The 25,245-nt window shown below is 42.3% G+C and carries 25 protein-coding genes and 1 pseudogene; 14 read left to right on the top strand and 12 right to left on the bottom strand.

Going from position 1 to position 25,245, the window contains the following annotated elements; genetic code table 11:
- Positions 1–178: 178 nt before the first annotated feature.
- Positions 179–730 (bottom strand): flavoprotein, encoded by a 552-nt coding sequence (locus C3F22_RS05370; protein ID WP_104425997.1) that lies wholly within the window; start codon positions 728–730, stop codon positions 179–181.
- A gap of 174 nt (positions 731–904) precedes the next feature.
- On the opposite strand from C3F22_RS05370, the gene C3F22_RS05375 reads away from it, so the two are divergent.
- The 4 genes from C3F22_RS05375 (at position 905) to C3F22_RS05390 (ending at position 4,601) form a co-directional block, all read left to right on the top strand.
- Positions 905–1,933: a transposase gene (locus tag C3F22_RS05375; RefSeq protein WP_104425909.1), complete on the top strand. Its 1,029-nt coding sequence runs from the start codon at positions 905–907 to the stop codon at positions 1,931–1,933.
- A gap of 294 nt (positions 1,934–2,227) precedes the next feature.
- On the top strand, positions 2,228–2,611 hold the full coding sequence (locus C3F22_RS05380; protein WP_001055585.1) for a transposase: 384 nt from the start codon (positions 2,228–2,230) through the stop codon (positions 2,609–2,611).
- Positions 2,608–2,943, top strand: a complete 336-nt coding sequence (gene tnpB / locus C3F22_RS05385; protein WP_000618091.1) for an IS66 family insertion sequence element accessory protein TnpB — start codon at positions 2,608–2,610, stop codon at positions 2,941–2,943. The genes C3F22_RS05380 and tnpB overlap by 4 nt, the downstream gene beginning before the upstream one ends.
- 74 nt (positions 2,944–3,017) lie before the next feature.
- A complete protein-coding gene (locus tag C3F22_RS05390; RefSeq protein ID WP_005080957.1) occupies positions 3,018–4,601 on the top strand; it encodes an IS66-like element ISAba25 family transposase in 1,584 nt (527 codons plus the stop codon).
- Here the strand turns inward: C3F22_RS05390 and C3F22_RS05395 are convergent.
- The 3 genes from C3F22_RS05395 to C3F22_RS05405 form a co-directional block, all read right to left on the bottom strand.
- Entirely contained in the window at positions 4,598–5,620 is a 1,023-nt protein-coding gene (locus C3F22_RS05395) for an LLM class flavin-dependent oxidoreductase (RefSeq protein ID WP_104425998.1), read from the bottom strand. The two genes, C3F22_RS05390 and C3F22_RS05395, sit on opposite strands and share 4 nt — an antisense overlap.
- Positions 5,621–5,775: 155 nt before the next feature.
- A complete protein-coding gene (locus C3F22_RS05400) occupies positions 5,776–6,168 on the bottom strand; it encodes a hypothetical protein (RefSeq protein ID WP_104425999.1) in 393 nt (130 codons plus the stop codon).
- Positions 6,169–6,417: 249 nt separating this feature from the next.
- Positions 6,418–6,846, bottom strand: a complete 429-nt coding sequence (locus C3F22_RS05405; protein ID WP_034171622.1) for a glycine zipper domain-containing protein — start codon at positions 6,844–6,846, stop codon at positions 6,418–6,420.
- Positions 6,847–7,200: 354 nt separating this feature from the next.
- On the opposite strand from C3F22_RS05405, the gene prfA reads away from it, so the two are divergent.
- Positions 7,201–8,289, top strand: a complete 1,089-nt coding sequence (gene prfA / locus C3F22_RS05410; protein ID WP_034704545.1) for a peptide chain release factor 1 — start codon at positions 7,201–7,203, stop codon at positions 8,287–8,289.
- Positions 8,289–9,107, top strand: coding sequence for a peptide chain release factor N(5)-glutamine methyltransferase (prmC, locus tag C3F22_RS05415; RefSeq protein ID WP_005236005.1), 819 nt, complete (start codon positions 8,289–8,291; stop codon positions 9,105–9,107). The genes prfA and prmC overlap by 1 nt, the downstream gene beginning before the upstream one ends.
- A gap of 69 nt (positions 9,108–9,176) precedes the next feature.
- Here prmC and C3F22_RS05420 read toward each other — a convergent pair whose 3' ends face one another.
- From C3F22_RS05420 to C3F22_RS05435, 4 genes are all read right to left on the bottom strand, one after another.
- Positions 9,177–10,004: an ABC transporter permease gene (locus tag C3F22_RS05420; RefSeq protein WP_104426000.1), complete on the bottom strand. Its 828-nt coding sequence runs from the start codon at positions 10,002–10,004 to the stop codon at positions 9,177–9,179.
- Positions 10,004–10,948 (bottom strand): aliphatic sulfonate ABC transporter substrate-binding protein, encoded by a 945-nt coding sequence (locus tag C3F22_RS05425; RefSeq protein WP_104426001.1) that lies wholly within the window; start codon positions 10,946–10,948, stop codon positions 10,004–10,006. Before C3F22_RS05425 ends, C3F22_RS05420 begins: the two co-directional genes overlap by 1 nt.
- A gap of 351 nt (positions 10,949–11,299) precedes the next feature.
- Positions 11,300–11,653, bottom strand: a complete 354-nt coding sequence (locus C3F22_RS05430; RefSeq protein ID WP_104426002.1) for a hypothetical protein — start codon at positions 11,651–11,653, stop codon at positions 11,300–11,302.
- A 227-nt stretch (positions 11,654–11,880) separates the two neighbouring features.
- On the bottom strand, positions 11,881–12,903 hold the full coding sequence (locus C3F22_RS05435; RefSeq protein WP_104426003.1) for an AraC family transcriptional regulator: 1,023 nt from the start codon (positions 12,901–12,903) through the stop codon (positions 11,881–11,883).
- Between the two features lie 138 nt (positions 12,904–13,041).
- Between C3F22_RS05435 and C3F22_RS05440 the strand changes: the two genes are divergently transcribed.
- The 3 genes and pseudogenes from C3F22_RS05440 to C3F22_RS05450 all read left to right on the top strand — a co-directional run bounded on the left by C3F22_RS05440 (position 13,042) and on the right by C3F22_RS05450 (position 16,946).
- Positions 13,042–13,812, top strand: coding sequence for a 3-hydroxyacyl-CoA dehydrogenase (locus tag C3F22_RS05440; RefSeq protein ID WP_104426004.1), 771 nt, complete (start codon positions 13,042–13,044; stop codon positions 13,810–13,812).
- A gap of 92 nt (positions 13,813–13,904) precedes the next feature.
- A pseudogene (locus tag C3F22_RS05445) lies at positions 13,905–15,045 on the top strand (acyl-CoA dehydrogenase family protein).
- 254 nt (positions 15,046–15,299) lie between these two features.
- Complete coding sequence (locus C3F22_RS05450) at positions 15,300–16,946, top strand: AMP-binding protein (RefSeq protein ID WP_104426005.1); 1,647 nt, start codon at positions 15,300–15,302, stop codon at positions 16,944–16,946.
- A 189-nt stretch (positions 16,947–17,135) separates the two neighbouring features.
- Here C3F22_RS05450 and C3F22_RS05455 read toward each other — a convergent pair whose 3' ends face one another.
- On the bottom strand, positions 17,136–17,645 hold the full coding sequence (locus C3F22_RS05455) for a pyridoxamine 5'-phosphate oxidase family protein (RefSeq protein ID WP_034704527.1): 510 nt from the start codon (positions 17,643–17,645) through the stop codon (positions 17,136–17,138).
- Between the two features lie 259 nt (positions 17,646–17,904).
- On the opposite strand from C3F22_RS05455, the gene C3F22_RS05460 reads away from it, so the two are divergent.
- The 5 genes from C3F22_RS05460 (at position 17,905) to C3F22_RS05480 (ending at position 21,164) form a co-directional block, all read left to right on the top strand.
- Positions 17,905–18,093 carry a hypothetical protein gene (locus C3F22_RS05460; RefSeq protein ID WP_104426006.1) on the top strand — a complete coding sequence of 63 codons (189 nt, stop codon included), beginning with the start codon at positions 17,905–17,907 and terminating at the stop codon, positions 18,091–18,093.
- Positions 18,094–18,132: 39 nt separating this feature from the next.
- Positions 18,133–18,903, top strand: a complete 771-nt coding sequence (locus C3F22_RS05465; RefSeq protein WP_104426007.1) for a HesA/MoeB/ThiF family protein — start codon at positions 18,133–18,135, stop codon at positions 18,901–18,903.
- Between the two features lie 58 nt (positions 18,904–18,961).
- Entirely contained in the window at positions 18,962–20,260 is a 1,299-nt protein-coding gene (locus tag C3F22_RS05470) for an ABC1 kinase family protein (RefSeq protein WP_104426008.1), read from the top strand.
- A 132-nt stretch (positions 20,261–20,392) separates the two neighbouring features.
- Positions 20,393–20,773, top strand: coding sequence for a dihydroneopterin aldolase (gene folB / locus C3F22_RS05475; RefSeq protein WP_034171633.1), 381 nt, complete (start codon positions 20,393–20,395; stop codon positions 20,771–20,773).
- Positions 20,730–21,164, top strand: a complete 435-nt coding sequence (locus tag C3F22_RS05480; protein WP_034171634.1) for a 2-amino-4-hydroxy-6-hydroxymethyldihydropteridine diphosphokinase — start codon at positions 20,730–20,732, stop codon at positions 21,162–21,164. The genes folB and C3F22_RS05480 overlap by 44 nt, the downstream gene beginning before the upstream one ends.
- 476 nt (positions 21,165–21,640) lie before the next feature.
- Here the strand turns inward: C3F22_RS05480 and C3F22_RS05485 are convergent, their stop codons facing one another.
- The 3 genes from C3F22_RS05485 to C3F22_RS05495 form a co-directional block, all read right to left on the bottom strand.
- On the bottom strand, positions 21,641–22,699 hold the full coding sequence (locus C3F22_RS05485) for a KGG domain-containing protein (RefSeq protein WP_104426009.1): 1,059 nt from the start codon (positions 22,697–22,699) through the stop codon (positions 21,641–21,643).
- A gap of 434 nt (positions 22,700–23,133) precedes the next feature.
- Complete coding sequence (coq7, locus tag C3F22_RS05490; RefSeq protein ID WP_004783823.1) at positions 23,134–23,769, bottom strand: 2-polyprenyl-3-methyl-6-methoxy-1,4-benzoquinone monooxygenase; 636 nt, start codon at positions 23,767–23,769, stop codon at positions 23,134–23,136.
- Between the two features lie 3 nt (positions 23,770–23,772).
- A complete protein-coding gene (locus C3F22_RS05495; RefSeq protein WP_104426010.1) occupies positions 23,773–25,092 on the bottom strand; it encodes an MFS transporter in 1,320 nt (439 codons plus the stop codon).
- Between the last annotated feature and the right edge of the window lie 153 nt (positions 25,093–25,245).

The following is a 25,245-nucleotide window of genomic DNA, read 5'->3' on the forward strand; positions in this document are numbered from 1 at the left end:
AAAATATGAATATTATAAGTTGTTGAAATATTCGATATTTTAATCAAAAATGTAGTGGTTGGTTTTTAAGCTTATTTGCTCTTCAATGAACTCAGAAATTCAATCTTATAGAACTAAATTTTCCTAAATACACTCCGAATTTCTAATCTCATGAGCTAAAAACACATTAACTTGCTGATTAAAAAGCATACACAATTAGCTCAACCTGATGTTCATCTCCATTAATACAATGAATACTATTTTCGGAAATTTTTGCAATAGGCCAGGTAATCAGCTGGCAATTTTCACGTTGCAGAGCAGCATAATAGTGGTCTGATTTAAGATAAACTTTGGATGTGGCCGCAAGATTTGGCATAAGCTGGCGTCTGAGCCATAAATTCTGTACCTGATTTTCCAGATAACGTAATGACAAAATGCTTTTAATCCGGTTATTAAACAGGCGTCGATTTTTAATGATTAAGGGGTGATTTAATAACCGCTGCAAACCACGTTCAGTACCTGGCAATACAAATTGTGGATTAATCTGAAAAACTTTTACTGAGCGAGCTTGCTGGCTAATCTTGTTGAGTTGGCTTACGGTAAATTGATCTGTACCGATAATCGCAATATCTTTTCCGGCACAGTCAAGTTCAGCGAGCTGGGAAGAGGGCACTTTAATGCCAGTAAAATGCTGGAAATTCTCGGGACGATTCTCAAATATACCCGCGTGTGCATCCTGCTTGGTGGACATTGTTTTTCCTTAAAATTATTTAATAATTGGTCTTATTTGCTTTGTTATAGATATTAACAAAAGCCCTAGAGCGGTAAAGTTCAAAATTTAACTTAGACAGTCATTCTTTTTTCTATTGTAGGACTTACGCATTGACGGATTCAAAAAAGTATTAAAATACTTTATAAAGTATCTGTGATTAGACGAATTAAACATGCTTCTACAGCAACTTGTACATTACCCATTTATATGGGCTTTCTCATGACAGAACCGAACTCTATTAGCTGCACACAACTTGCCGAGACTTATAATATCTCGCATGATAGTGTAAATCGCTTTCTAGAGCGTGAAGACTACACACCTCACGACCTATATCAAGAATCAATTCAACATATTGATAATAATAAACTTATAGTCAGTATTGATGATACTGTTTTAGATAAACCATATAGTCAACATATGGACTTGGTTAGCTATTTTTGGTCAGGCAAACACCACCGATCCGTCAAGGGTATTAATCTCATTACCTTGTATGCGACAGATCAAAATGGTCAAAATATTCCAATTAATTTCCGAATTTATGACAAATCTGAAAGTAAAACCAAGAATGATTACTTTATGGATATGTTAAGTGAAGTACTCAGTTGGGGTGCAAAGATTCAATTTATTACAGGTGATAGTTGGTATTCATCGACTGGAAATCTAAAAACCATAAGAAAATATGGTATTCGATTTATGTTTGGTATCGACTGTAACCGTAAGGTTTCCCCAGAAAAAGGACAATGGTTTCAACTGCGTTTATTGCCAGATTTCCATCAGGGTCAAGTGGTCTGGCTCAAAGATTTTGGCTTTGTACAATTATTTAAGACTCAGTTAAAAGAACAGCAGAGGTTTTATATTGTGCATCAAGATGAAGATGATTTATTGTCCTTTGAGGGTTTTCATGAATTACATTCAAGTCATTGGAAAATAGAGCAATATCACCGGGTGATTAAACAGGTTTGTCATATTGAAAAGTTTCAAGTAAGACGATCTAAACTGATTTTGAATCATATTTTCTCAGCCTTGATGGCCTATGTTGAGATACAAAAGAACCAGTTTGAGCGGATCTTTGAAAATATATATCGTTGGCAGAAGAAATTATTTAGACCAGTTATCAAAAACTTCATTGATGACTTTATTCTCGATAAAAATCATCTGCTACCACAGAGAATCTATAAATAATAGTGCGTAAGTCCTATATTGTATTTTTAATGGGAGATAGATGTAGTAAAGAGCAGGAGATCTATCTTAGATATGAATTTATCCAGTTAGAAAGTTAAAATCTTCAAACACAATTTAAAAAAATATACCCATTCCTAAGAATGGGTATATAGATAAGAATAAATTAGGCAAAGCAAGACAGCATTATTGCCCGTTTTTGATTTGCATCGTAAGCATCCGGCTAACACAGCCTTACCAAGCGATCCTATAAGCCTTAATTTAGTTCCCACCTAAAAACAAGTGGGGACTTAATCCATGAACATGGATATATATTCAGCAACACCTCCTGTTGCTAAAAAACGCCGAAAATACAGCAAAGAATTCAAACTCAGTATTGTCAATGCCTGCAAAAATCCTAATACCTCGATCGCTTCGGTCGCACTGCAACATAGTATTAATGCCAACCTTGTCAGTCGTTGGATCAGGATCTTCAGCCATCATGAGGGTGCCGTGCAGGATCCTACTCATGTGAATCCAGCATTTATTGCTTTGCCTTACACTGCTGCAATCAGCCAACCTATTGATGAGAGGATCACGTTGTGTATCACCGTGCCTCATACGAATAATGATATTCAGCTAAAATGGCAGACATCAGAAATACCTGCCTTGGCAGAATTACTCAAGGCACTTGCAACATGATCCGCATTGATGAAATCTGGTTGTCTACTCAGCCCATGGACATGCGTGCAGGTATGGATACGACCATGGCTCAGGTGGTGAGAGCCTTTGGCTACATCAAACCGCATTGTGCTTACCTGTTCTGTAATAAACGTGGCCATCGCATGAAAGTGCTGGTACATGATGGATTGGGCATCTGGCTGTGTGCCCGGCGGCTGGAACAGGGCAAATTTCACTGGGCTCAAGTTCACCAAGGTGAAACCGTGGCCCTCAGCCCGGAACAGTTACAGGCACTGATCCAAGGTTTGCCCTGGCAGCGCATTGGACGACAGCAGGTGGTGACGATGCTTTAAACCAGGCTCGACCATTCTGCTATTCTCCAAACGTTCTATTTCATTCTTCTCATGACCTCAGGCATACTGCGGTCATGAATACGCTGCCTGACTTAAGCCAACTGACCCATGAACAACTGCTGGAATTCACCAGGCAGTTGGCGCTGCAGCATCAGTCTCTAGCACAATCAAACCAACAATTGGATGCCAAAGTTCAACATCTTTCTATTCTCAATCAAAAATACGAGCATGAACTGGCGCTGTTTAAAAAGCACAAATTCGCCCAAAAGAATGAACACTTAACGGCAAAACAAATCCATCTCTGGGATGAAGCGGTTGAAGAAGATATTGCCGCGGTTGATCTAGAACTGGAACGGCTAAATGCAGATAAAACCAATGCAGCGACACAGAAAGCCAAAACCAATAAACCTAAACGTCGACCACTGCCAGATCATCTACACACCATCCGTATTGAGCATGAACCTGCATCAACCCAATGTGCTTGTGGCTGCCAACTCCGTCGTATCGGCGAAGATGTCAGTGAAAAACTGCATTTCAGACCGGCACAGTTCTATAAGGAACAGCATGTGCGTGGTAAATGGGTCTGTGATCAGTGTGACACTCTAACTCAGCAAGCGATGCCCGCCTATGTGATTGATAAAGGCATTGCTTCACCTGAATTGCTCAGCCATGTGCTGGTATCGAAGTATGCCGATCATTTGCCGCTGTACCGTCAGCGCCTGATCTATCAGCGGGCTGGCATTGATCTGTCCAGATCCACTTTATCTGACTGGATAGGTCGCTGCGGTGTAGAACTGGAACCTCTGGCCAATGCCTTAAAAGAGGTGGTGCTGCAACAGCGGGTGCTGCATGCAGATGAAACACCGGTCACCATCATGCGGATGGGTGAGAATAATAAAAAACCGAAGAAAGGTTATGTCTGGGCCTATGCCACCACACAGTATAATCCAGTTCAGGCGGTGATCTATGACTTTCAGGATAGTCGTTCAGGCCAGCATGCTGAAGAGTTCTTGAAAGGCTGGCAGGGCTATCTAGTCTGTGATGATTACAGTGGTTATAAAGCACGTTTTAAATCAGGCCAGGTGATTGAGGTGGGGTGCATGGCCCATGCACGTCGTAAATTCCATGAACTGCATGTAACTGGGAAAAGTCAGGTTGCTGAACAGGCCTTAGTGCTGATTCAGAAACTGTATGCGATAGAAGCAGAACTCAGGAAAAAGACCGATGGTACAGCGGAAGACCGCCGCGAATACCGACAACAGCATAGTCAACCAGTGATGCAACAACTATATGAATGGCTCAACCAACATCATCTGACAGTGCCATCGAGTTCTCCCACCGCCAAGGCTATCAATTACACTCTGAAGCGTTGGCCAGCCTTAAGCCGCTATCTGGATGATGGCAATCTACCGATATGCAACAATTGGGTAGAGAATCAGATGCGTCCCTGGGCGTTGGGACGCAAGAACTGGCTGTTTGCAGGTTCGCTGCGCAGTGGTCAGCGAGCGGCAAACATCATGACTTTAATCCAGTCAGCAAAGCTGAATGGCTTGGATCCGTATGCCTATTTAAGTGATGTGCTGAAAAGGTTACCGACACACAAAGTGACCCAAATTGAAGAATTGCTGCCGCACTGCTGGAAACCTAAATCGAATTAAAAAATAGGTATGGGATTCAGCGGACGCTTACTTTGCATCAGCAATTCAAAATTATGCAGACGTTTCTCTGTGTCATAGATGTCACAGGTGAAGATAAATTCATCTACATCATATTTTGCTAGGAGTACTTCCAGACCAGCCTTAACAGTTTCTTTAGAACCCACTTGCGCCATGGCAAAGAAATTGTCGACAGACATTTTTTCAGGTGGTGACCAGAGTCCTTCCATAGAATCAATTGGCGCTTTCAATTTCAGGCTTTGACCGCGAATCAGGGCAAGGACACGCTGGTAAGCACTTGTTGCCAGATATTCAGCTTCTTCATCTGTATCTGCCACACAAGTTGGTACGCCCATAGAAACATAAGGACGATCCAGATATTCAGACGGTTCGAAATTGTCCCGATACAGCTGAATCGCTTGACCAAGCATACGCGGAGCAAAGTGAGAGGCAAAAGAATAAGGTAGACCAAGTTTTGCTGCCAGTTGTGCGCTAAACAGGCTCGAACCTAATAACCACACAGGTACGTGTGTGCTTTGGCCTGGAGTTGCCACAATGCGTTGGCCTGGAATCGGATCTTTAAAGTATTGCAGAATTTCTAAAACATCCTGCGGGAACTGATCTTCAGTTTCCTGCCGGCCACGACGTAAAGCACGCATGGTCACTTGATCGGTACCCGGAGCACGGCCCAACCCCAGTTCAATACGATCTGGATATAAAGTCGCTAATGTACCGAATTGCTCTGCTACTACAAGGGGCGCATGGTTTGGCAGCATAATGCCACCAGAGCCAAGTTTGATGCTATTGGTATTTGCCAGTAAATAGCCTAACAGAACGGCGGTCGCTGAGCTGGCAATACCATCCATATTATGATGCTCGGCCAGCCACATCCGGCTATAACCTAGACGTTCTGCAGTCTGAGCCAGTTCCAGCGCATGTTGCAGGGAGAATTGAATGGTCTTATCGTCACGAACTGGAACCAGTTCGAGAATAGAGAACTGGGTATCGGTAAGCGTACGCATAATATTACTCTTGAATAAACATGACTAAGAGCATACGACTTTGCATTGTATTTGTATATCGAAAAAAATCGATATATATGTAAATCGAAATAACAGGCAAAAAAATAAGCATCCGAAGATGCTTATTCAAGGAGGAAAAGTAATTAGAGGAAATCTTAGCGACGGTGGTTATAACGGTAATTGCTAGTACGATAGTTTTTTGAACTATAGCGACGGTCATAACGGTCATCATAACGACGGTCTTCGCTGACTTTTTTACCAAGGGCAGAACCACCTGCAGAACCTAATGCAGCACCAATTAAGCCGCCATTAGAACCCGCCATATTTTTACCTACGGCATAACCGGCACCACCACCTAAAGCACCACCGATAATCGCAGAACCGATTGTTGCGCCAGTTGTACCACCCATTTTATTGCCCACTGCGGCACCAACGACACCACCCAAAGCAGAAGCTAAAGCCGTATTCGTTGTATTTCCGGCATTGGCGGCTGTCATACCCATGGCTGAGGTTGCTACGACAGCGATCATTAGAGATTTGTAATTCATGAGTACACCTTTTATATATCTAGCTGTATTTGTTGATGAGATAAATTTAATCTAGCAACCGTCAAATAGCATGGAGGCAGTGTTGGCGAATTGTGATTTTTGTCTCCTTAATTTATTCATGATCTTGTTCGAATAAGTTGATGTATTACATGAATTTGGATGTGTTGAATGTACAATAAAAAAAGCACCCAAACAGGTGCTTTTAATGTTAAATATAGCGTCGAATTTAAAGAGCTTGAGGCCAGGAAATTAACGGTGACGTTTTTTCCAGTGTTTAGCACGATTCGCTTTGGCACGATCGGCTGCTTTATCTTTAGAAATTTTATTACCTAATGCTGCACCACCCGCAGCACCAAGTGCTGAACCGATATAGCCGCCATTAGAACCGCCCATGTTTTTACCTACGGTATAACCAGCACCGCCACCTAAAGCACCACCAATTGCAGATGAGGTACGGTTTTTCTTGTTACTTGCAACAGCAGCACCACCTGCACCACCTAAAGCGGCACCAATTGTTGCGCCGGTGTTGCCCCCCATGTTTTTGCCCAGTGCAGTACCAGCAACGCTACCTAAAGCACTTGCTGCTGCCACACGTGCAGTACTGTCTGCATGCGCACTCACTGTCATCATTGAGCCTGCAGCCATTGCAGCGCTCAGTAAAATTGCATTGAGTTTCATGTTGTAACTCCGTGTCCCTGATAGGACTTTCATATGTTAGTGTGTTTCGACGCAGAAAATGTAACAAATTATGCCCAAAAGAATGTGAAGATCTACCTCCATATTTAATGTGTTTATTTGCCAATTTGTAAAATGAGAAATAAATAAGGATCGAATTGAGCAGAAAAAATCCAAAACTGAAGATTTTATTTATATTTGTTAACAAATGGCGGTGACATCGCTGCATCTAAGCACTGACTTACTGAATAATGATGTTCATTGACCCAGAGAATCGTTAAACTAGGCGCAATTTTTTGATTTCGCTGTGCTAAATCACTGTTTAGTCACAGCCTTATGTTTGAGATTTTTTAGAAAATGAAAGAATCGTTACGTTTACGATTAGACCAACTCTCTGACCGTCATGAAGAATTGACTGCGTTATTGGCAGATGTCGAAGTGATTTCGGACAACAAGCGTTTTCGCCAGTTATCACGTGAGCATAATGATTTAACCGAGATTACCAGCGTTTGGACCAAGTACAAACAGGCTGAAGAAGATATTGAAACCGCGCAAGCCATGCTGTCTGATCCTGACTTTAAGGAAATGGCGCAGGAAGAGATTAAGGAAAATAAAGCTCTGATCGAACAGCTTGAAGCTGAACTAAATATCCTGATGATTCCAAAAGATCCGAATGATGCCAACTCTGCTTATTTGGAAATCCGTGCCGGAACTGGTGGTGATGAAGCGGCAATCTTCTCAGGTGATTTATTCCGTATGTATAGCAAGTATGCGGAATCTCAAGGCTGGCGTATTGAAATCCTGTCTGAAAATGAAGGTGAGCATGGTGGCTATAAAGAAGTCATCTGCCTGGTGAATGGTGAAGGCGTTTATGGTCGCCTGAAATTTGAAAGTGGGGCGCATCGTGTACAACGTGTACCTGCGACAGAGTCGCAAGGTCGTGTACATACCTCAGCTTGTACGGTAGCGATTCTTCCAGAAGTGGATGTAGATACATCAGTCGACATTAATCCGGCTGACTTGCGTATCGACACTTACCGCGCATCAGGTGCCGGTGGTCAGCACATTAACAAAACTGACTCTGCGGTGCGTATTACGCACATTCCAACCGGTACGGTGGTGGAATGTCAGGATGAACGTTCACAGCATAAAAACAAAGCCAAAGCGATGGCCTTGTTGGTTTCACGTCTGGAAAATGCCAAACGTGCCGCAGCAGATGCAGCGACTTCTGAAATGCGCCGTGACCTAGTCGGTTCGGGTGACCGTTCAGAACGTATTCGTACCTATAACTATCCACAAGGCCGTATGACTGATCACCGTATTAACCTGACTTTATATAAGCTGGATGCTGTGATGGAAGGTGATCTGACTGAGCTATTAGACAGTCTGCATCGTGAATATCAGGCTGATCAGCTGGCCATGCTTGCACAGCAGAATGGTGGCTAATGAACATTCAAGAAGCACTGGCTTTACGTGGTGAACCTGAAAGTTATGAACGTCAGGAAAATGCCTGGTTGTTGGAACACATTACCAAGATCGATGCTTTTGATCTGGTAATGAAAAAAGACCAGCAGTTAACGCCTGAACAGGAACAGGCCTATGTCGAAAGCCTGGCAAGGATTGCTGCCGGTGAGCCATTGGCCTATGTCACAGGCTCACAACCATTCTGGACACTGGATCTTAAAGTCACCAAAGATACTTTAGTGCCACGCCCGGATACCGAAGTGCTGGTCGAAACAGTCCTGAAATTAGACTTGCCGGAAGATGCGCGAATTGTTGACTTGGGGACTGGTACAGGCGCCATTGCCTTGTCACTGGCGTCTGAGCGCCCGAACTGGTCTGTAACAGCTTCGGATATTTATGAACCTACACTGGAAGTTGCCAAATATAATGCAGAACAGCATGATTTGGATCAGGTGCAATTTATCCTTGGTTCATGGCTTAAACCATTTGGTCGGCAGTTCTTTGATGCGATTGTATCTAATCCACCGTATATTGATGCAGACGATGAGCATATGCCAGATCTGGCAACTGAGCCGGAACGTGCGCTGGTTTCAGACAAAAATGGTCTGGCTGATATTGAGATGATTATTCAGCAAGCCAAAAAACATCTGACCGTAAATGGCTGGGTTGTGCTTGAGCACGGCTATGATCAGGGCGATGCGGTTCGTCATCTGTTTACTCAAGCTGGTTATAAACAGGTCCGTACAGTGAAAGACTATGGCGGCAATGATCGGGTAACTTTAGGTCAGTGGCCGCATTAATTTTTAAAGCTTGATTTAATAAAAAAGCGGCCTAGATAGGTCGCTTTTCTAATGCTTTTATTAAATAAATTATGACTTTTTAATCACATCCCGCCAACGCAGTAAGCGATTTTCAAACAACTTCATAATGCTATCGGTGATTTTGCCTAGGACTGCTAACAGGATAATCGCAATAATCACAATATCCGGACGTGAAGTTTCACGACCATCACTGAGCAGATAGCCAATCCCTTGAGTGGCAGCAATCAATTCAGCCGCAATCATAAACATCCAGGACAAACTCAGACTATTCCTTAAGCCAGTCAATATTCCTGGTGAGGCAGCAGGCAATACAATCTGCTGAACCTGTTGCCAGTATTTCAGGCGATAGACTTTTGCGACTTCAATCAGTTTACGATCCACACCCTGAATTGCAGCCACAGTATTGGTATAGGTCGGGAAGAAGCCACCAATTGCGATCAAGGTGATTTTTGAAGATTCATCAATCCCTAACCAAAGCAGGAGTAAAGGAATCCAGGCTAGACTTGGAATAGATTTAATCGCAGAAAAGGTTGGTTCCAGAAAATCTTCTGCATGTCTGTTTAATCCCACCAGGATCGCAAAGATCAGTCCTAATCCACTACCAATTCCAAAGCCTAAGAAAACTCGCCAGCTACTGGCCCAAATATGTTGCCATAAATCGCCCTCAGCCAGTTCAGTAAATGACTGAAACAGGCTACTTGGTGCAGGCAATAAATAAGGTTCGATCACGCCATTACGGACCAGTATTTCTACCAATACGATAAAAATAACAGGCAGGGTTAGGGGCTTGATTAGCGAAATGCTGCGTGGTAGCACAGAGGATTTTGGCTGTTCTTCCACGCTCAACTGTTCCGAGATGCTTTTCGGTATAGCCATTACTTAGTTACAACCTTTTTTGCATAGCAGGCATCAAATAATTGAGTTACGACCTGATTGACATTGGTTCCTTTACGAACCAGTTCTTCTTCAGTCAGGATACGACTGGCTTTTTGTAATGCACCCGTATGTTTGGTGGTTGGAATATTCTGATCTAGATTGGTACGGCTGAGTTGAAGTTTAGCGACTTCAATCGGAAGCTTGGCTTCACGTGCCAGAAGTTCAGCCAGTTTGACTGGATTGGTTTTAGCCCATTTACGTGCCTGTTCATAAGCTTTAATCACCGCTTCAATCGCTTCCGGACTGGATTTGGCAAACTGGTCTTTTACGCTGAGTACGCTATAAGAATTAAAACTGACATTGCGATACAGCAATTTGGCACCTGACTGCGCCTGCGCAGATGCCATTAAAGGATCAAGGCCTGCCCAGGCATCGACCTGTTTACGCTCCAAAGCAGTCTTACCATCCGGATGCTGTAAATGAACGAACTCCACATCGCGCTTGCCCAAACCAATCGTATCTAAGGCTTGTAGGGTAAATAAGAAAGGATCTGTACCTTTTGTGGCAGCAATCTTTTTACCTTTCAGATCTTTCAGTGATTTGATATTCGAATCTTTATTGACGACCAGTGCTGTCCATTCAGGCTGGCTCTGGATATAAACTGTTTTAATCGGGCTACCATTGGCACGGCTAAGCACTGCCGCTAAACCTGCAGTAGAAGCAAAATCTGTGCTACCGCTATTTAGATATTCGAGTGAGCGGTTACTGCCTTGGCTAAATACCCATTTAATCTTGGTTTTTGGTAAAGCTTTTTCTAGCAGTTTCTGTTCTTTGACCACCAGACTGGTCGGTGCGTAATAGGCATAGTCCAATTTTAATTCAGATGGAATTGCTGCGTTAGCCAAGCCGGTAAAGAGAGAAATAGATAGGCCGAGTAAAGTCAGACTCGAAGTTCTTAATGTTTTTTTTCATGAATATCTCAATCTTGAATTAAATTTTTGAAATTCATAGCGGTAAATCGATAAGCACACAAAAAAGAAAAAGAGATAATCAAATCAAAAAATGAAATAATTAATAGTTTTAAATATAGGTGGTTGTTTTTAATTAAATTTTTTTAATAAAAAATAGAAGGGTTTTGCTTAGATAAAATTTTAAAAATAGTATGGCATAAATTGATAAGCTGTTTTTTTTAATTATTCGTCCTTGCAGTATGAGATTTTATAAATAACGAGTGCCATAAAAAAGCGATGCATCCGCATCGCTTTTTGAGTCACTATTTTATCAATATGGATAGCTTACATTGGGTAGTCTTGCAGACAGTCATAAACTTCGACTTGATCTAGGCTACCAGTTTCCATTGCCAGGCAAAGAGCCACGACTTTGGCGGTATCAGCAAGATATTGTTCATCTTTCAGTGCAATACCTTGTTGTAATGCAACGATGCGCTCAGCCGGAATTTCAAGCGATTTCGCAGCTTCAATGGCATCAATCTGGTTAAAGAAGTGCACAATAGCATCTTTGAGGGCAGAATCAGACGCATTCAAGATGCCTTGATTCAATTGCTCTGCATTAAGATCGGTCGAAGAAACTAAAGCCTGGGCGAAGTTTTGAACAAAATTTTTTCCAAGAACATCAGTCATCTTTAACATGGGAATACCTTCAACAAGGAAAGAGGGAAAGGGAGTACAGCCAAAAGTGAAACACTAAAGATTGATTGAAAAATAAACTATATTAATAGGAAATGCAAAGCATTATGGATGACCGTTCAGTCCTCTATTTTTGGGCTGTAAGCCTTGAAAAATATAACTGTTGAGAAAATATGGATTTAAATTTATACGCTGAATTTTAATCGTTTTTAAGTCTTATTAAATATAAATTATCTAGTAGTATTTTGTCTATAGGCACCTGGACTAACCCCTGTCCATTTTTTAAAGGCGCGATGAAAAGCACTGACTTCCTGAAAGTTAAGCTGATCACTGATGTCCTGCAAACTTTGATCCGTACGGGTTAACAGTTCAATGGCTGTATCACGACGAATTTCATTTTTGAGCTGTTGATAAGTTACACCTTCATTTTTAAGACGCCGTTGCATGGTGGCTTCAGACATATTCATTTTCAAAGCAAGCTCATTTAGTTCCAGCCATTCAACCGGAGGTACTTTCAAAAGCTGTTTGCGGATCTGTGTACTTAGCGCATAAGGATTTTTAAAACGAACCAGCAGATTATGTGGAGTCTGCTGAATAAACTGATACCAGGAGGTCTGATCCTGTTTTACCGGGAGCTGTAAATAGGCGGCATCAAACTGGATATAATTTTCACTGGCCTGATATTCAATCTGTTCACAAAAACGGACTTTATAATCGAAATCATCGAGTGGCGCGGCACATTTCAGTTGAATTTGATTGAGTAAAATCCGTTGTCCGCTTAACCAGCATAGCAGGGTATGGATCAGCATTAGATAGGTTGCATAACTAAACATGCGCTTAGTCTGCTTTTGGTCATAGATCACGATATAGGCAAAGTTTTCCTCAACCATAAGAGTGCTGTGCAGATCATCCAGAATCAGATTAAAAAATTGCAGGATTTGCTGCAGAGCTTTTTCCAGCGTATCGGTCTGTAACAGCATTTTAGATAGTAATTTGAAACTGCCACGGCGCATTGGATGGCTGTCCATGCCAAAAAATTCGTCATTCATATTATCGGCAAGTGCAGTCCATAGCGCGGCATATTGCGCCACTGAAACCCGTGCTTTAGCAGAGTGAAGAATCTCTAAAGGAATGGCAGCCTTAGTTAGAATCGCAGCAATATCATAATGCTGTGCTTTGGCATTCAGCAGTGCTTCATGAACCAGATCAATCGAGATGGTTCCCTTACTATATTCCAAGGCTGGTAATTGCATAGCCAGTCAGATATCCCTTTTTTATTGTCCAAATGCCTCAATCAAGATGCAACATTTGGAAATTGTACAGAATAAAATCTCTGTTTACTCTGCCTATTAAGTCGTAGCTTGTCATAAAAATAGGAACAGGACATTAACATGAAAATTCAGGGAAAAGTGATTGTGGTAACTGGTGGTGCATCAGGTCTGGGTGCAGCCACAGCGACTCATCTGGTAGAACAGGGTGCAAAAGTGATTCTGGTCGATATGAACCAGGAACAGGGCAATGCTTTACAACAGCAACTGGGTGAGCAGGCTGAATTTGTTCAACTGGATGTAACGGATGAGCAGGCGGTTGAAGCTTTCTTTAATCATGTTGAAAACAAGTATGGCCAACTCAATGGCTTGGTGAACTGTGCTGGTATTGCACCTTCTGCCAAGGTATTGGGCCGTAATGGAATTCATGAACTGGCAATGTTCCAGAAAGTGTTGAATATCAATGTAAGTGGTACATTTAATATGCTGCGTTTTGCGGCGGCTTTAATCGCTAAGTATGAGCTGCAAACCGATGAAGAAGAGCGTGGCGTGATTGTGAATACGGCTTCAGTTGCAGCCTTTGATGGTCAGATTGGTCAGACAGCTTATTCTGCGTCTAAAGGTGCGGTCGTTGCGATGACGCTGCCACTAGCACGTGAGCTGGCGCGTGAAGCGATTCGTGTCATGACCATTGCCCCCGGCATTATGGAAACCCCAATGCTGAAAGGCATGCCGCAAAAGGTACAGGATGCTCTGGGACAGATGGTTCCATTTCCACCGCGTCTGGCCAAACCTCAGGAATTTGCCCAGTTAGTGGGTCATATTTTTGAAAATAGCTATCTAAACGGTGAAGTGATTCGTCTAGATGGTGCCATCCGTATGGCTCCAAAATAAGTTCGAGCCAACGAAGCGAAATACAAAAGTCAGAGTAGATAGGTTTATTCACTCTATATAGAAAATTAAAAGATAAGTAAGGGATATACGCAGTGCTTTTAAATGACGAACAGAAAATGATTCAGGGAATGATGCGAAACTATTCGCAACAAAAACTGAAACCCACCGCTGGTTTAAGGGATAAAACTGCACAATTTCCAGCACAGGAATTGAAAGAACTCGGTGAACTCGGTGCACTTGGCATGACCGTGTCTGAACAATGGGGTGGAGCAGGTTTGGACTATGTGTCGTTGGTACTGGCCCTTGAGGAAATCGCGGCTGGAGATGGAGCCATCTCGACCATTGTCAGTGTGCAGAATTCACTACCTTGCGGGATTACCCAGCGTTATGGTACAGAGGAACAAAAGCAGAAATACCTGACTAAACTGGCGACCGGTGAATGGTTAGGGTGTTTCTGCCTGACTGAACCTCAAGCCGGTTCCGATGCCAGCGCACTGGAATGTAAGGCAGAACGAGATGGTGATGAATGGGTATTAAATGGCACCAAGCAGTTTATCACCACCGGTAAGCATGCCCAGATTGCACTGGTATTTGCAGTGACAGATAAATCTGCAGGCAAAAAAGGAATCTCATGTTTCTTGGTACCTACCGATAGTCCGTCCAGGATATATCGTCTCGAATCTGGAAGAAAAAATGGGGCAGCATTGTTCCGATACCGCGACCATTATTTTTGATCAATGCCGGATTCCGGCTGAGAACCTGTTAGGTCAAGAAGGTGAACGCTACAAGATTGCCTTGTCTAATCTGGAATCTGGCCGGATCGGGATTGCAGCACAATCTGTGGGTATGGCACGAGCTGCACTGGATGCTGCCGTGGAATATGCCAATGAACGTAAATCCTTTGGCGTCGAACTGGTACAGCATCAGGCAGTGGCGTTCCGTCTCGCAGATATGGCCACCCAGATTGAGGCAGCAAGACAACTGGTCTTACATGCAGCAACGCTTAAAGATGCAGGATTACCATGCTTAAAAGAAGCGTCCATGGCTAAACTGTTTGCTTCGACGATTGCAGAGCGAGTCTGCTCGGATGCGATTCAGATTCATGGCGGTTATGGTTATGTCTCAGATTTCCCGGTTGAACGTATTTACCGTGATGTCAGAGTGAGCCAGATTTATGAAGGTGCATCTGATATTCAGCGTCTGGTCATTGCCCGGGAAGTGAGCAAAGTTTAAAAGTCATGAAATAGCCGACTGTTCAAATCTTGCAGCTCATTTGAGGGATATGGGAATTGTGATGGTCTATAAAACATGGTCAATTATTGATTAAGCGAAAAGTGACTCAGCAGAGTGACACCTAACATGTCCTAGCAATAGGGCATGTTATATAAAACCGGCATTGCAATGGAATTCGCAGGCGGTAGACAGAACAACAAATACAACGGACACAGACATAAAGTCTGTTTATAAATGGAATAGAGGTTGTCGTGATGAAGACACTAGAACAAGCGTATCGTGAATTTAATTTTGACACTATGGTTCAACAACATCTGGCAGGAACGCCAGATGCACTCAATGCCTATACAGAATGCTGTGGACGTTTTCTGGGACAAAACCGGATCGCGTTAATCTGGGAAGGTAAAAATGGCAAGACCCAATATTGGACTTTTGAACAATTGGCTGAGGCTTCAGGACAATTGGCTCATTATATGACCTCACTGGGTTTAGAAGCAGGTGACTGTATCGCTGGTTTGCTCCCACGAACCCCAGAATTATTAATTACCATTCTAGCTACCTGGCGTATTGGTGCAATTTATCAGCCTTTATTTACCGCTTTTGAAAGCAAGGCAATCGAGCATCGTATTAATACCGCACATACCCGACTGATTATTACCAATCAGGAACAGCGTGCAAAACTAGATGATCTCGATATTCCACATATTTTAACCGTACATCAAACGCCTGAAAGTACCAATCAGGATGCTGATTTCTGGACAGAGCTCAAGAAATGCCCAACTGAATTTGAGCCGGTTCAAGGTCGTTTTAGTGACATTTTCCTGATGATGTTTACTTCAGGTACAACGGGACTGGCAAAATCAGTGCCTGTTCCGCTTAAAGCTTTACTGGCATTTAAAGGCTATATGCTGCACGCCGTAGATTTACGTGACGAAGATATTTTCTGGAATCTGGCAGATCCGGGTTGGGCTTATGGTCTGTATTATGGGATTGCAGGTCCATTAAGTTTGGGACATAGCATCATTATGGATGAACGTGCTTTTAGCGTAGACAATGCTGTTGAAGTCATTAAAAAATATCGGGTAAATAACCTGACCGGTTCTCCAACCGCATTCCGGATGTTCTATGGCTTTAAGGAAAAATTTGATGCTGAGATTAGCTCGTGTTTACGTGTGGTCAGTAGTGCAGGTGAGCCATTAACGCCTGAAGTCATTCAATGGTTTAATCATGAAATGGACGTCAATATCTACGACCAGTATGGACAGACGGAACTGGGAATGGTGATTGCCAATCATCATGCGCTGGAGCATCACAAGAAAATCGGTTCCGCTGGCTTTGCCATTCCAGGACATCGTTTTGCAGTTTTAAATAAAGAGCATGAGGAAGTCGAAAAAGGCGGCATTGGGACCTTGGCTATGGACTGCTCAGCCTCACCTTTGATGTGGTTCGAAGGCTATGGCGGCAATAATCGTAAAGCCTTTGTGGGACAGTACTATTTAACGGGTGATACCGTAAAACTGAATGAGCATGGTGGAATAGATTTCATTGGTCGTGCGGATGATGTCATTACGACTTCGGGTTATCGAGTTGGACCTTTTGATGTAGAAAGTACCTTGCTGGAGTGTGAAGAGGTGCTGGAGTCCGCTGTGGTTGGAAAGCCAGATCCGGAACGTACCGAAATTGTGAAAGCCTTTGTAGTGCTTAAAGCACAATATGCCGCTAGTGAAGAACTGATGCTGAAATTGCAAAACTATGTGCGTTCCCGTTTATCTAAACATGCCTATCCGAAAGAGATCGAGTTTGTAAGTGATTTGCCTAAAACCTCTAGCGGTAAAATTCAGCGTAATCTGCTTAAACAGCAGGAAATTGTCAAGATTCAGGGTATTAAACAGGTCAGTTAATATATTCATTTAAATATAGTGAAAAGGTCGCAATTGCGGCCTTTTTTATATGGTTAATTTGTTTATTTTAGAAGTTATGAGAGAATATAATTGTCATTACAATGTAATACTATTCATCTTTTAAATAAAATAAATCAAAAATTTAGCCTCTTATTAAGAGGCTAAATTGAAAGTGGAATTCTTATTTACTTATAGATCAACTTTTTTGTGCTCAGCATCCGGTTCCCCAGCTTCGCCAGTTACGCCACCTTTTAGTGCCTTAAATAGCTGAGTTACTTTATTATCGGTAACATTCCAGTATTCTGCACTTTCAGCTTCAGCAATCAGTACACGTACGCTAGGATCATCTTTACCTTCAAACCAGTTTTCTGCCCATGGATTCCATAATTTTTCAATCAAAATACGGTCAGTACTGATCTGTGCATTTGCGCTGATCGATACATAAATACCATCAGAAGGTTTAGCGAAAGACAGGCCAATCTGAGTGCGACCAGTAGTGGCAGCTTTCACCAGATCATTGGTATCACGCATGATGAAATACAAGTTCTGATCTTCATTCATTTGCTCAGAATTGAGCATGGTCATCGGCTGAGAATGAATTTCCTGACTTTCGGTTACATGGCTGATCATGGTGTAACGCACATCTTTGATTAGTTCCCATAATTTTTCACGATTATTATGCTGATTTTGTTCGTTCATCTATATGCTCCATACTATTTATTGAAAGCGAGGATAATTGCTATTCCTTAAGCAGCTTAATCATATTTGATAATGGATACAGAGGGTCTCACTGAACTGATACATTTTCCTACTGAATTGCAGGCAGCAGCTACAGAAGTGCTAAACAAGCGGAAGACAGTTACAGGGTGATAAAGGAATAGAAGAACGAGATTAGCTAGAAGATGTAATACGTGAATAAATTAAGTAGCATATAGATCAAGTTAAGTGCATTCATAATATGACCATTACATATTTATCAGGACATTATCAGCTTGATACGGAGCATTTAACTGATATGCTATTTGGCGCTAGTATTGCCAAGCCATTTATTGATTTGCTGTTTATGCGCAGAGAAGTTAATTTGCTTGAGATTTATCAACATATTGAAATTTCGGTAAATGCATTTTTTGTGGCACATGCTTCTTAAAAATCTTCGAAACAAGGAACGACGTTGTCTATATCGACTATGGATGCCATATCCCCAGAGTTTGAACTCACCGATGCTGAATTGCATTTATATAGCCGCCAGATTCTCTTAGACGGTTGGGATATTGAAGCCCAGGAAAAATTGAAATTTTCCAATGTCTGTATCGTGGGATGTGGCGGGATTGGTTGTGCCTTGGCAGAACTTCTGGCTAGAGCAGGTGTAGGCAAAATTACTCTGATTGATCCTGATACCATCGAGATGAGTAATCTGCAACGACAACTGGCATTTACGCCAAATGATTTAGGCTTTTATAAGGCAGAAATACTCGCGAAAAGGCTGGCTCAGATTAATCCGAATATTCAGATTGAATATATTAATCAAGCTTTAATGACTGAAAATGCAGAAAGTATTATTGAACATCAAGATCTGGTGCTGGATGGATGTGATCAGTTCGAGACACGTTATCTGGTCAATCAGAGCTGTGTAAAACTGAATATACCTTTAATCAGTGCTTCTGCGATTGGTTTGCAAGGACAACTGTTCATGATGGAAGGGGATTCAGCTTGCTATGCCTGCCTGTTTCCATCTGAACATCAGGCTGGTACCAGTCTGCGTTGCGCAGACTCAGGTGTCTTGGCGACTACGCCAAATGTGATGGCGAGTTTGCAAGCTCATCATGCTTTGCTTTATTTAGGCCTGGGTAAAATGCCACTTAGACAGAAACTTCTACTTTGGGATGGTCTGAGTTTTAAACAGCGCATTTTAAGTTTCGAAAAAGATACAGATTGCCCGGTCTGTCAGGCAAGATAGGCCTGCAAAATTTAATTTTTTTGCTACACTGCATGTAATTAATTTTTCCTAAGACATTATGAAAAAAAATATCTGGTTAGATGGAATACGTTCGGTTGCCCGTATGGGTGAAACCGCGGTAGTTGCGGCGAAGGCCGGCATTAAATATGCCACTGAAAAGCCAAGTAATGCCAAACTCATGCGTGAAACATTTGAGTCTTTAGGCTCAACCTATATCAAGCTCGGTCAGTTTATTGCCAGTACGCCGTCGCTGTTTCCGCGTGAATATGTGGAAGAGTTTCAGGGTTGTCTGGATCAAACACCGACCTTGCCATTCAGCTATATTCAGGAAGTATTGGCATCAGAGTTTTCTGGTCGCAATCTGGATGAAATCTTTGCCTCAATTGAAGAAGCACCACTGGCTTCGGCTTCCATTGCACAGGTACATGCGGCTAAGCTGGTTTCTGGTGAAGATGTAGTTATTAAAGTACAAAAGCCGGGTGTGGAAACAATTCTATATACCGATTTAAATGTATTGCATTGGGCGACCAAACTGCTGGAAAAAGCAGTGCCGAAAGTAAAATTTGCCTCATTGGCCGATATTGTCGAAGAAATCAAAACCCGAATGGTGCGTGAAGTCGATTTCATCGAGGAAGCACAAAATCTGGATGATTTCGTCAATTATCTGAATATCACCAATAATAAAGCAGCAACTGCTCCTAAGGTTTATCATCAATATTCAACACGTCGTGTACTGACCATGCAACGTTTATATGGCGTGCCACTGACTGATTTTGAAGTGGTGAAAAAGGTCGCTAAAGACCCATCACAGGTTCTCATCACTGCAATGAACACCTGGTTTGGCAGCCTGATGATGTGTAACAGTTTCCATGCTGATTTACACGCGGGTAATCTGATGCTGCTTGAAGATGGTCGTGTGGGCTTTATTGATTTTGGTATTGTCGGCCAGCTTAAACCAGAAGTCTGGACAGCGTGTATGGCCTTTATGGATGCCTTGCAGCATACCAATTATACCCTGATGGCAGAAAACATGCTGAAAATGGGTATGACTGCAGTTGAGATTGATACCAAAATGCTTGCGGCTGATCTTGAACGTTTATTTAGTGGTGTGATGTTAGCTGATCCTCAGGAATTGCTGACTTCAAGCCCAGCCGATCTTAACGATATCATGATGGATATGGTAGCAGTCGGTGAACGCCATGGTATTCGTTTCCCACGTGACTTTGCTTTATTGTTCAAGCAAATGCTGTATTTTGACCGTTTTATGCGAATTCTGGCGCCGTATACAGACATCTATGCAGATCAGCGTTTGCAGATGGTCCAGACCATGGACCCAAATTTACTGTTAAAGCATTAATTTAATCCCTCCCGACCTCCCTTTAATAAAGGGAGGCTTTCATTACAAAATAATTAGAAGTGATGAAAGTCCCTCTTTATTAAAGAGGGATTTAGGGAGATTATTGGTAAATATTAAATTCCGAGTTTTAAAATGGACGCAATTATTATTGAAGGCTTAAAGGTCGATACAGTAGTCGGCTGCTTTACTTGGGAGCGTCAAATCATTCAGCCTTTAATGCTGGATCTCACTATTCGTACCAAATTAGAACAAGCGGCACAGTCAGATGAACTGGAAGATACTTTGAATTATGCCGAAATCTGTGAGATTTCAGCGCGGGTGATTCAGGACGCCCAGCCAAAATTGATCGAACATGCAGCAAAACTGGTACTAGACGCGCTTTTTGCTACCTTTGAAAGTGTAGAATCGATTATGATTACGATCCGTAAGCCTGCCATTATCGCGCAAGCTAATTCTGTAGGGATACGTCTTGAACGCCACCGCAACGATATTCGCCCTAGCACTGGCGAGTAATTGTCATCCACAGCAACATTTTCAGGCTGCCCAGCAGCGGATCAGCGAGTTGGGGAAAGTTTGGTTTTCTCCAATTTACCTCATTCCATGTCGGGATAGTATCGGGGCAGATTACTGGAATGCGGCCTGCCTCCTATACAGTGAAGTTCCTGTTCAAGATATGACTAATTTATTAAAGCAAATGGAAACGGATTCGGGGCGGGTTCGGCCATCTCATCAGATCAGCCTGGATGTCGACCTGATTGCATGGGGAAATGATTTAAACCAGATGGAATTTAATCCTAAAAAATTACCGCTTGCACTGGATGTTAAAATTCCGATGCATGACATCTGGTCTCATCCTGCATTTGAATATGATCGCCGTCTTCAATATCCACAAGTCAAAATTTAATCTGGATTCGAAATTAAGCTAATGAATTTTTCAGTTTTATGTAAGTAGGGGATCTGTATTTGCCAAAAAACTGTTATTTACTTTTTCTTTTTATAAAAAATAACTAACAACACAATAATTGCGAATAGAATGCCAAGAATAATACCTGTTTCCATAAATTACCTCTAAATAATCATTTTTACTACCAATTTTAAAAAATAGAGAACAATAAATATATTTTAAATTTTAATTAATTTACCATGAAGGTAATTATATTTTGACTTGGTTTTAAATAAAATTTAATTTTTATAAAAAATATTAAATAATATAGTCATCTAAATATATCAAAAAATAAGGATGATAAAAAATAAAAATCTACAGGATTGATTTAAATAATTTCTATTTTTCTTTATCGATAAAGTAGAATGAAAGTATTAAATAAAACGTGGACCTAAATCCACGTTTTATGTTTATAAAGCTAATTATATTGCAATGAATTAACAAGAAGTAAATCTTCCTCGGTCATCACGTGGTGGACTTCTTCGTCCTCCATTACTGGAACGTCCGCGACGATCATCATCATCGTCATCATCACGGCTGTGGCCACGACCTCGACCGCGTCCACCACGACGATCGTCATCATCATCGTCATCATCACGGCTGCGGCCACGACCTCTGCCACGTCCGCCACGACGATCGTCATCATCGTCGTCATCATCACGGCTGCGGCCACGACCTCGACCGCGTCCACCGCGGCGATCGTCATCATCGTCGTCATCATCACGGCTGCGGCCACGACCTCGACCGCGTCCACCGCGACGATCGTCATCATCATCGTCGTCATCATCACGGCTTCGGCCACGACCTCTGCCACGTCCACCGCGACGATCGTCATCATCATCATCGTCGTCATCATCACGGCTTCGGCTACGACCTCGACCGCGTCCACCGCGACGATCGTCATCATCATCGTCGTCATCATCACGGCTGCGGCCACGACCTCTGCCGCGTCCACCGCGACGATCGTCATCATCATCGTCATCATCACGGCTTCGACCACGACCTCTGCCACGTCCACCGCGACGATCGTCATCATCATCGTCGTCATCATCACGGCTGCGGCCACGACCTCGACCGCGTCCACCGCGACGATCATCATCATCACGGCTTCGGCTACGACCTCGACCGCGTCCACCACGACGATCGTCATCATCGTCGTCATCATCGTCGTCATCATCACGGCTGCGGCCACGACCTCGACCACCACGACGATCGTCATCATCATCGTCGTCATCATCACGGCTTCGGCCACGACCTCTGCCACGTCCACCGCGACGATCATCATCATCGTCGTCATCACGGCTGCGACCACGGTCATTTATGTGGCTGCGTGAACCAGCTTCGCGAGCTTCTTCTGAAGTAAATTCATGGGCATTACCACTTGCATGAGCAGCTCTCCCGCCTTGGCTTGCAATCTCGCGTTGTTTCTCCGCTTCCATGCCTGCGAAACCACGATTTGAATTATCGGTATCTTTTTCATTATCTTGATTAGCCATTTTAACCGTCCTTTAAAATTCCGGGGAAGTTGACTGAGTTAACGAATGCATAGATATAAAGCAAATAGTGAATTTACATTGTTGATGGATTATTATGACTGTAAATATCAAATTTAATCTAACTAATTGCTTATGAAGTAAATGTAATCTTTTAATTATGTAAATCTGTTTTCTATATAAACATAAAGAAACAGAAAGTTATATGAACGATAAATTTTAAAATGAGAGCTGATAAACTAGAGATTTAATTAATCAAAAGTTGACTTAAAATTTCTTATTAAAAAATAGTAATAATTTTTTTAATATAAATTAAATAAAAATAGCAGATAAAATAATGATAAATAAAAAATTTAAAAAAAGAGTTCTTAAAATATTTTTTCCTTAATTATTTTGATCACAATAAAGCCCTCAAAAATGAGGGCTTTATTTGATACTTAAATATAATAACTGGTTTTGGTCATTAACTTGGAAATGCCGGTCATGGCAATCTTGACGGGAAGCGGTAAATCTACACCGCCTGCAGCCAAAGCTGTATCACGGTGATGCAGTTCATCTTCATTCATCTGTTCTAGAATACGACGTGAGCGTTCATCCTGTGCTGGCAGCTGATTAATATGATGCTGTAAATGCATACTCACCTGACGCTCGGTTTCTGCAACAAAACCCAGACTATATTTGTCACCCGCAATGCCGGCAATTGCACCCATACCAAAGGAAAGGCCGTACCAGACCGGATTGAGTAAACTGGTATGGCTATCCAGTTCTTGTAAGCGGTCTTCACACCAGGCCAGATGATCCTGTTCTTCAATTGCCGCCTGTTCCATTTCCCGACGTACATTTGGCAGCTTCGCAGTTAATGCCTGTCCATGATAAAGCGCTTGGGCACAAACCTCACCACTATGATTTACGCGCATTAACCCAGCTACATGACGGGCATCACTCACAGTAAGCTGGGTTTCGACCGGTTTGGCTGGATTTTCCCGTTGTGAGGAAGTCGTTCCTGGAACAAGACTGCGTAATGCCTGGTCAAAAGAATGAATAAGCTTATCGACACCTGTATATTGACGCATGAATTAATCCTCCAAAGGGGCTTTTGCGGTTTTGATCATCGGTTTCAATCTATAGAGCAGCCATAAAGTAAACAGGCCACTCAACATTGCAGTAATACAGAAAAGTATTTTAAGATCAAACTCTAGAACGCTTAAAATAATAATCGAGAATATAGCAGAAGATACCATGAAAACGGCATTCAGGATGTTATTTGCTGCAACCACACGTGCACGATGTGAGCGGGGAGAATGCGCTTGCATCATGGCATACAGCGGCACGATATAAAAACCGCCACTGATGCCCAGTAAAGTTACCGCCAGCATCACATGATAATAGCTCCAGCCTTGCTGGAATACATCTGCCAAGCCGAGTAACGTACCGGTACGTTCCGGAACAAAGGCAAGACTTGCGGCTAGATATAATGCAAAAACCACGAGACCAATAGCGCCAATCGGTACCATTTTAATATTGACCTCAGTACCGCCTAATCTGCGGCATAAATAAGAACCTAAGCCGATTCCGACAGAGAAAAAGGTTAAAAGCAGACTGGCAACATTTTCAGAAGCATGCAGGTTTTGTAAGGTAAGCTGTGGAATCTGGGTCAAATAAGTTGCCCCATAAAACCAGTACCAGGAGTTACCCAGCAGAATTAAAAAAACTAGCGGTAAGCTTTTGGTATATTTAATGGTCTGAAAGCTGGTCCGGAAAAAATTCCAGTCAATATTGATTTCGGGTGCTGGAATGCTCTGCTTTAAAATATAACGACTGGAGAAATAGCCAACCACGGCAATACTTAACACCGTTAGGCTGATCCAGATCAGATTGCCTGTAGAAGCCGCAATGACTGCACCGCCTAAGATCATACCAAACAGAATAGCCAGTGATGTACCTGACTGGAATAGTGCGTTACCTGACATCAATTCATCCGGTTTTAATACTTCAGGCAAAATGGCATATTTAATCGGGCCGAAAAAAGTGGATTGAGTGCCCATTAAAAACAGGGCAAACAGAAGAATCCATAAATGACCGAGCAGGAAGCCAATGGTGCCCAGAATCATGATCACAATTTCAAAAATCTTTAAATAGCGAATCAGCTGGGAACGTTCATATTTATCTGCAATCTGGCCTGCCGTCGCAGAGAAAATAAAATAAGGCAAAATGAACAATAGTGCAGCAAAGTTATTTAAGGTGCTAATACTGGCTGATTGTTGCTGAATCCAGCCATAGGTAATCACCAATAATAATGCCTGTTTAAAAACATTATCATTCAGTGCACCAAAAAACTGGGTCAGGAACATGGGTAAAAAGCGGCGGCTCGCTAACAAATGTTCATTGTTGTTCATATAAGACGTGCTACATTAAGATTTATTAAGAAATGTGAGATATACGTAAACATTGAGAAAAATCATGTAAGATACTTTCGTCCATGTAAAGGCAAAACCCAATAATTTAAGTTCTTTAGCTTATCTTTTTCGGTCAATTAATCAATTAAAGAA

This window comes from Acinetobacter sp. ACNIH1 (assembly GCF_002934695.1).
In the GTDB taxonomy this organism is placed as follows: Bacteria; Pseudomonadota; Gammaproteobacteria; order Pseudomonadales; family Moraxellaceae; genus Acinetobacter; species Acinetobacter variabilis.

Bases quoted from the DNA above. Each gene is read 5' to 3' on its own strand.
- C3F22_RS05370 (WP_104425997.1), bottom strand. From the start codon at position 730: ATGTCCACCAAGCAGGATGCACACGCGGGTATATTTGAGAATCGTCCC.
- C3F22_RS05380 (WP_001055585.1), top strand. From the start codon at position 2,228: ATGAACATGGATATATATTCAGCAACACCTCCTGTTGCTAAAAAACGC.
- tnpB (WP_000618091.1), top strand. From the start codon at position 2,608: ATGATCCGCATTGATGAAATCTGGTTGTCTACTCAGCCCATGGACATG.
- C3F22_RS05390 (WP_005080957.1), top strand. From the start codon at position 3,018: ATGAATACGCTGCCTGACTTAAGCCAACTGACCCATGAACAACTGCTG.
- C3F22_RS05395 (WP_104425998.1), bottom strand. From the start codon at position 5,620: ATGCGTACGCTTACCGATACCCAGTTCTCTATTCTCGAACTGGTTCCA.
- C3F22_RS05400 (WP_104425999.1), bottom strand. From the start codon at position 6,168: ATGAATTACAAATCTCTAATGATCGCTGTCGTAGCAACCTCAGCCATG.
- C3F22_RS05405 (WP_034171622.1), bottom strand. From the start codon at position 6,846: ATGAAACTCAATGCAATTTTACTGAGCGCTGCAATGGCTGCAGGCTCA.
- prfA (WP_034704545.1), top strand. From the start codon at position 7,201: ATGAAAGAATCGTTACGTTTACGATTAGACCAACTCTCTGACCGTCAT.
- prmC (WP_005236005.1), top strand. From the start codon at position 8,289: ATGAACATTCAAGAAGCACTGGCTTTACGTGGTGAACCTGAAAGTTAT.
- C3F22_RS05420 (WP_104426000.1), bottom strand. From the start codon at position 10,004: ATGGCTATACCGAAAAGCATCTCGGAACAGTTGAGCGTGGAAGAACAG.
- C3F22_RS05430 (WP_104426002.1), bottom strand. From the start codon at position 11,653: ATGTTAAAGATGACTGATGTTCTTGGAAAAAATTTTGTTCAAAACTTC.
- C3F22_RS05435 (WP_104426003.1), bottom strand. From the start codon at position 12,903: ATGCAATTACCAGCCTTGGAATATAGTAAGGGAACCATCTCGATTGAT.
- C3F22_RS05440 (WP_104426004.1), top strand. From the start codon at position 13,042: ATGAAAATTCAGGGAAAAGTGATTGTGGTAACTGGTGGTGCATCAGGT.
- C3F22_RS05450 (WP_104426005.1), top strand. From the start codon at position 15,300: ATGAAGACACTAGAACAAGCGTATCGTGAATTTAATTTTGACACTATG.
- C3F22_RS05455 (WP_034704527.1), bottom strand. From the start codon at position 17,645: ATGAACGAACAAAATCAGCATAATAATCGTGAAAAATTATGGGAACTA.
- C3F22_RS05460 (WP_104426006.1), top strand. From the start codon at position 17,905: ATGACCATTACATATTTATCAGGACATTATCAGCTTGATACGGAGCAT.
- C3F22_RS05465 (WP_104426007.1), top strand. From the start codon at position 18,133: ATGGATGCCATATCCCCAGAGTTTGAACTCACCGATGCTGAATTGCAT.
- C3F22_RS05470 (WP_104426008.1), top strand. From the start codon at position 18,962: ATGAAAAAAAATATCTGGTTAGATGGAATACGTTCGGTTGCCCGTATG.
- folB (WP_034171633.1), top strand. From the start codon at position 20,393: ATGGACGCAATTATTATTGAAGGCTTAAAGGTCGATACAGTAGTCGGC.
- C3F22_RS05485 (WP_104426009.1), bottom strand. From the start codon at position 22,699: ATGGCTAATCAAGATAATGAAAAAGATACCGATAATTCAAATCGTGGT.
- coq7 (WP_004783823.1), bottom strand. From the start codon at position 23,769: ATGCGTCAATATACAGGTGTCGATAAGCTTATTCATTCTTTTGACCAG.
- C3F22_RS05495 (WP_104426010.1), bottom strand. From the start codon at position 25,092: ATGAACAACAATGAACATTTGTTAGCGAGCCGCCGCTTTTTACCCATG.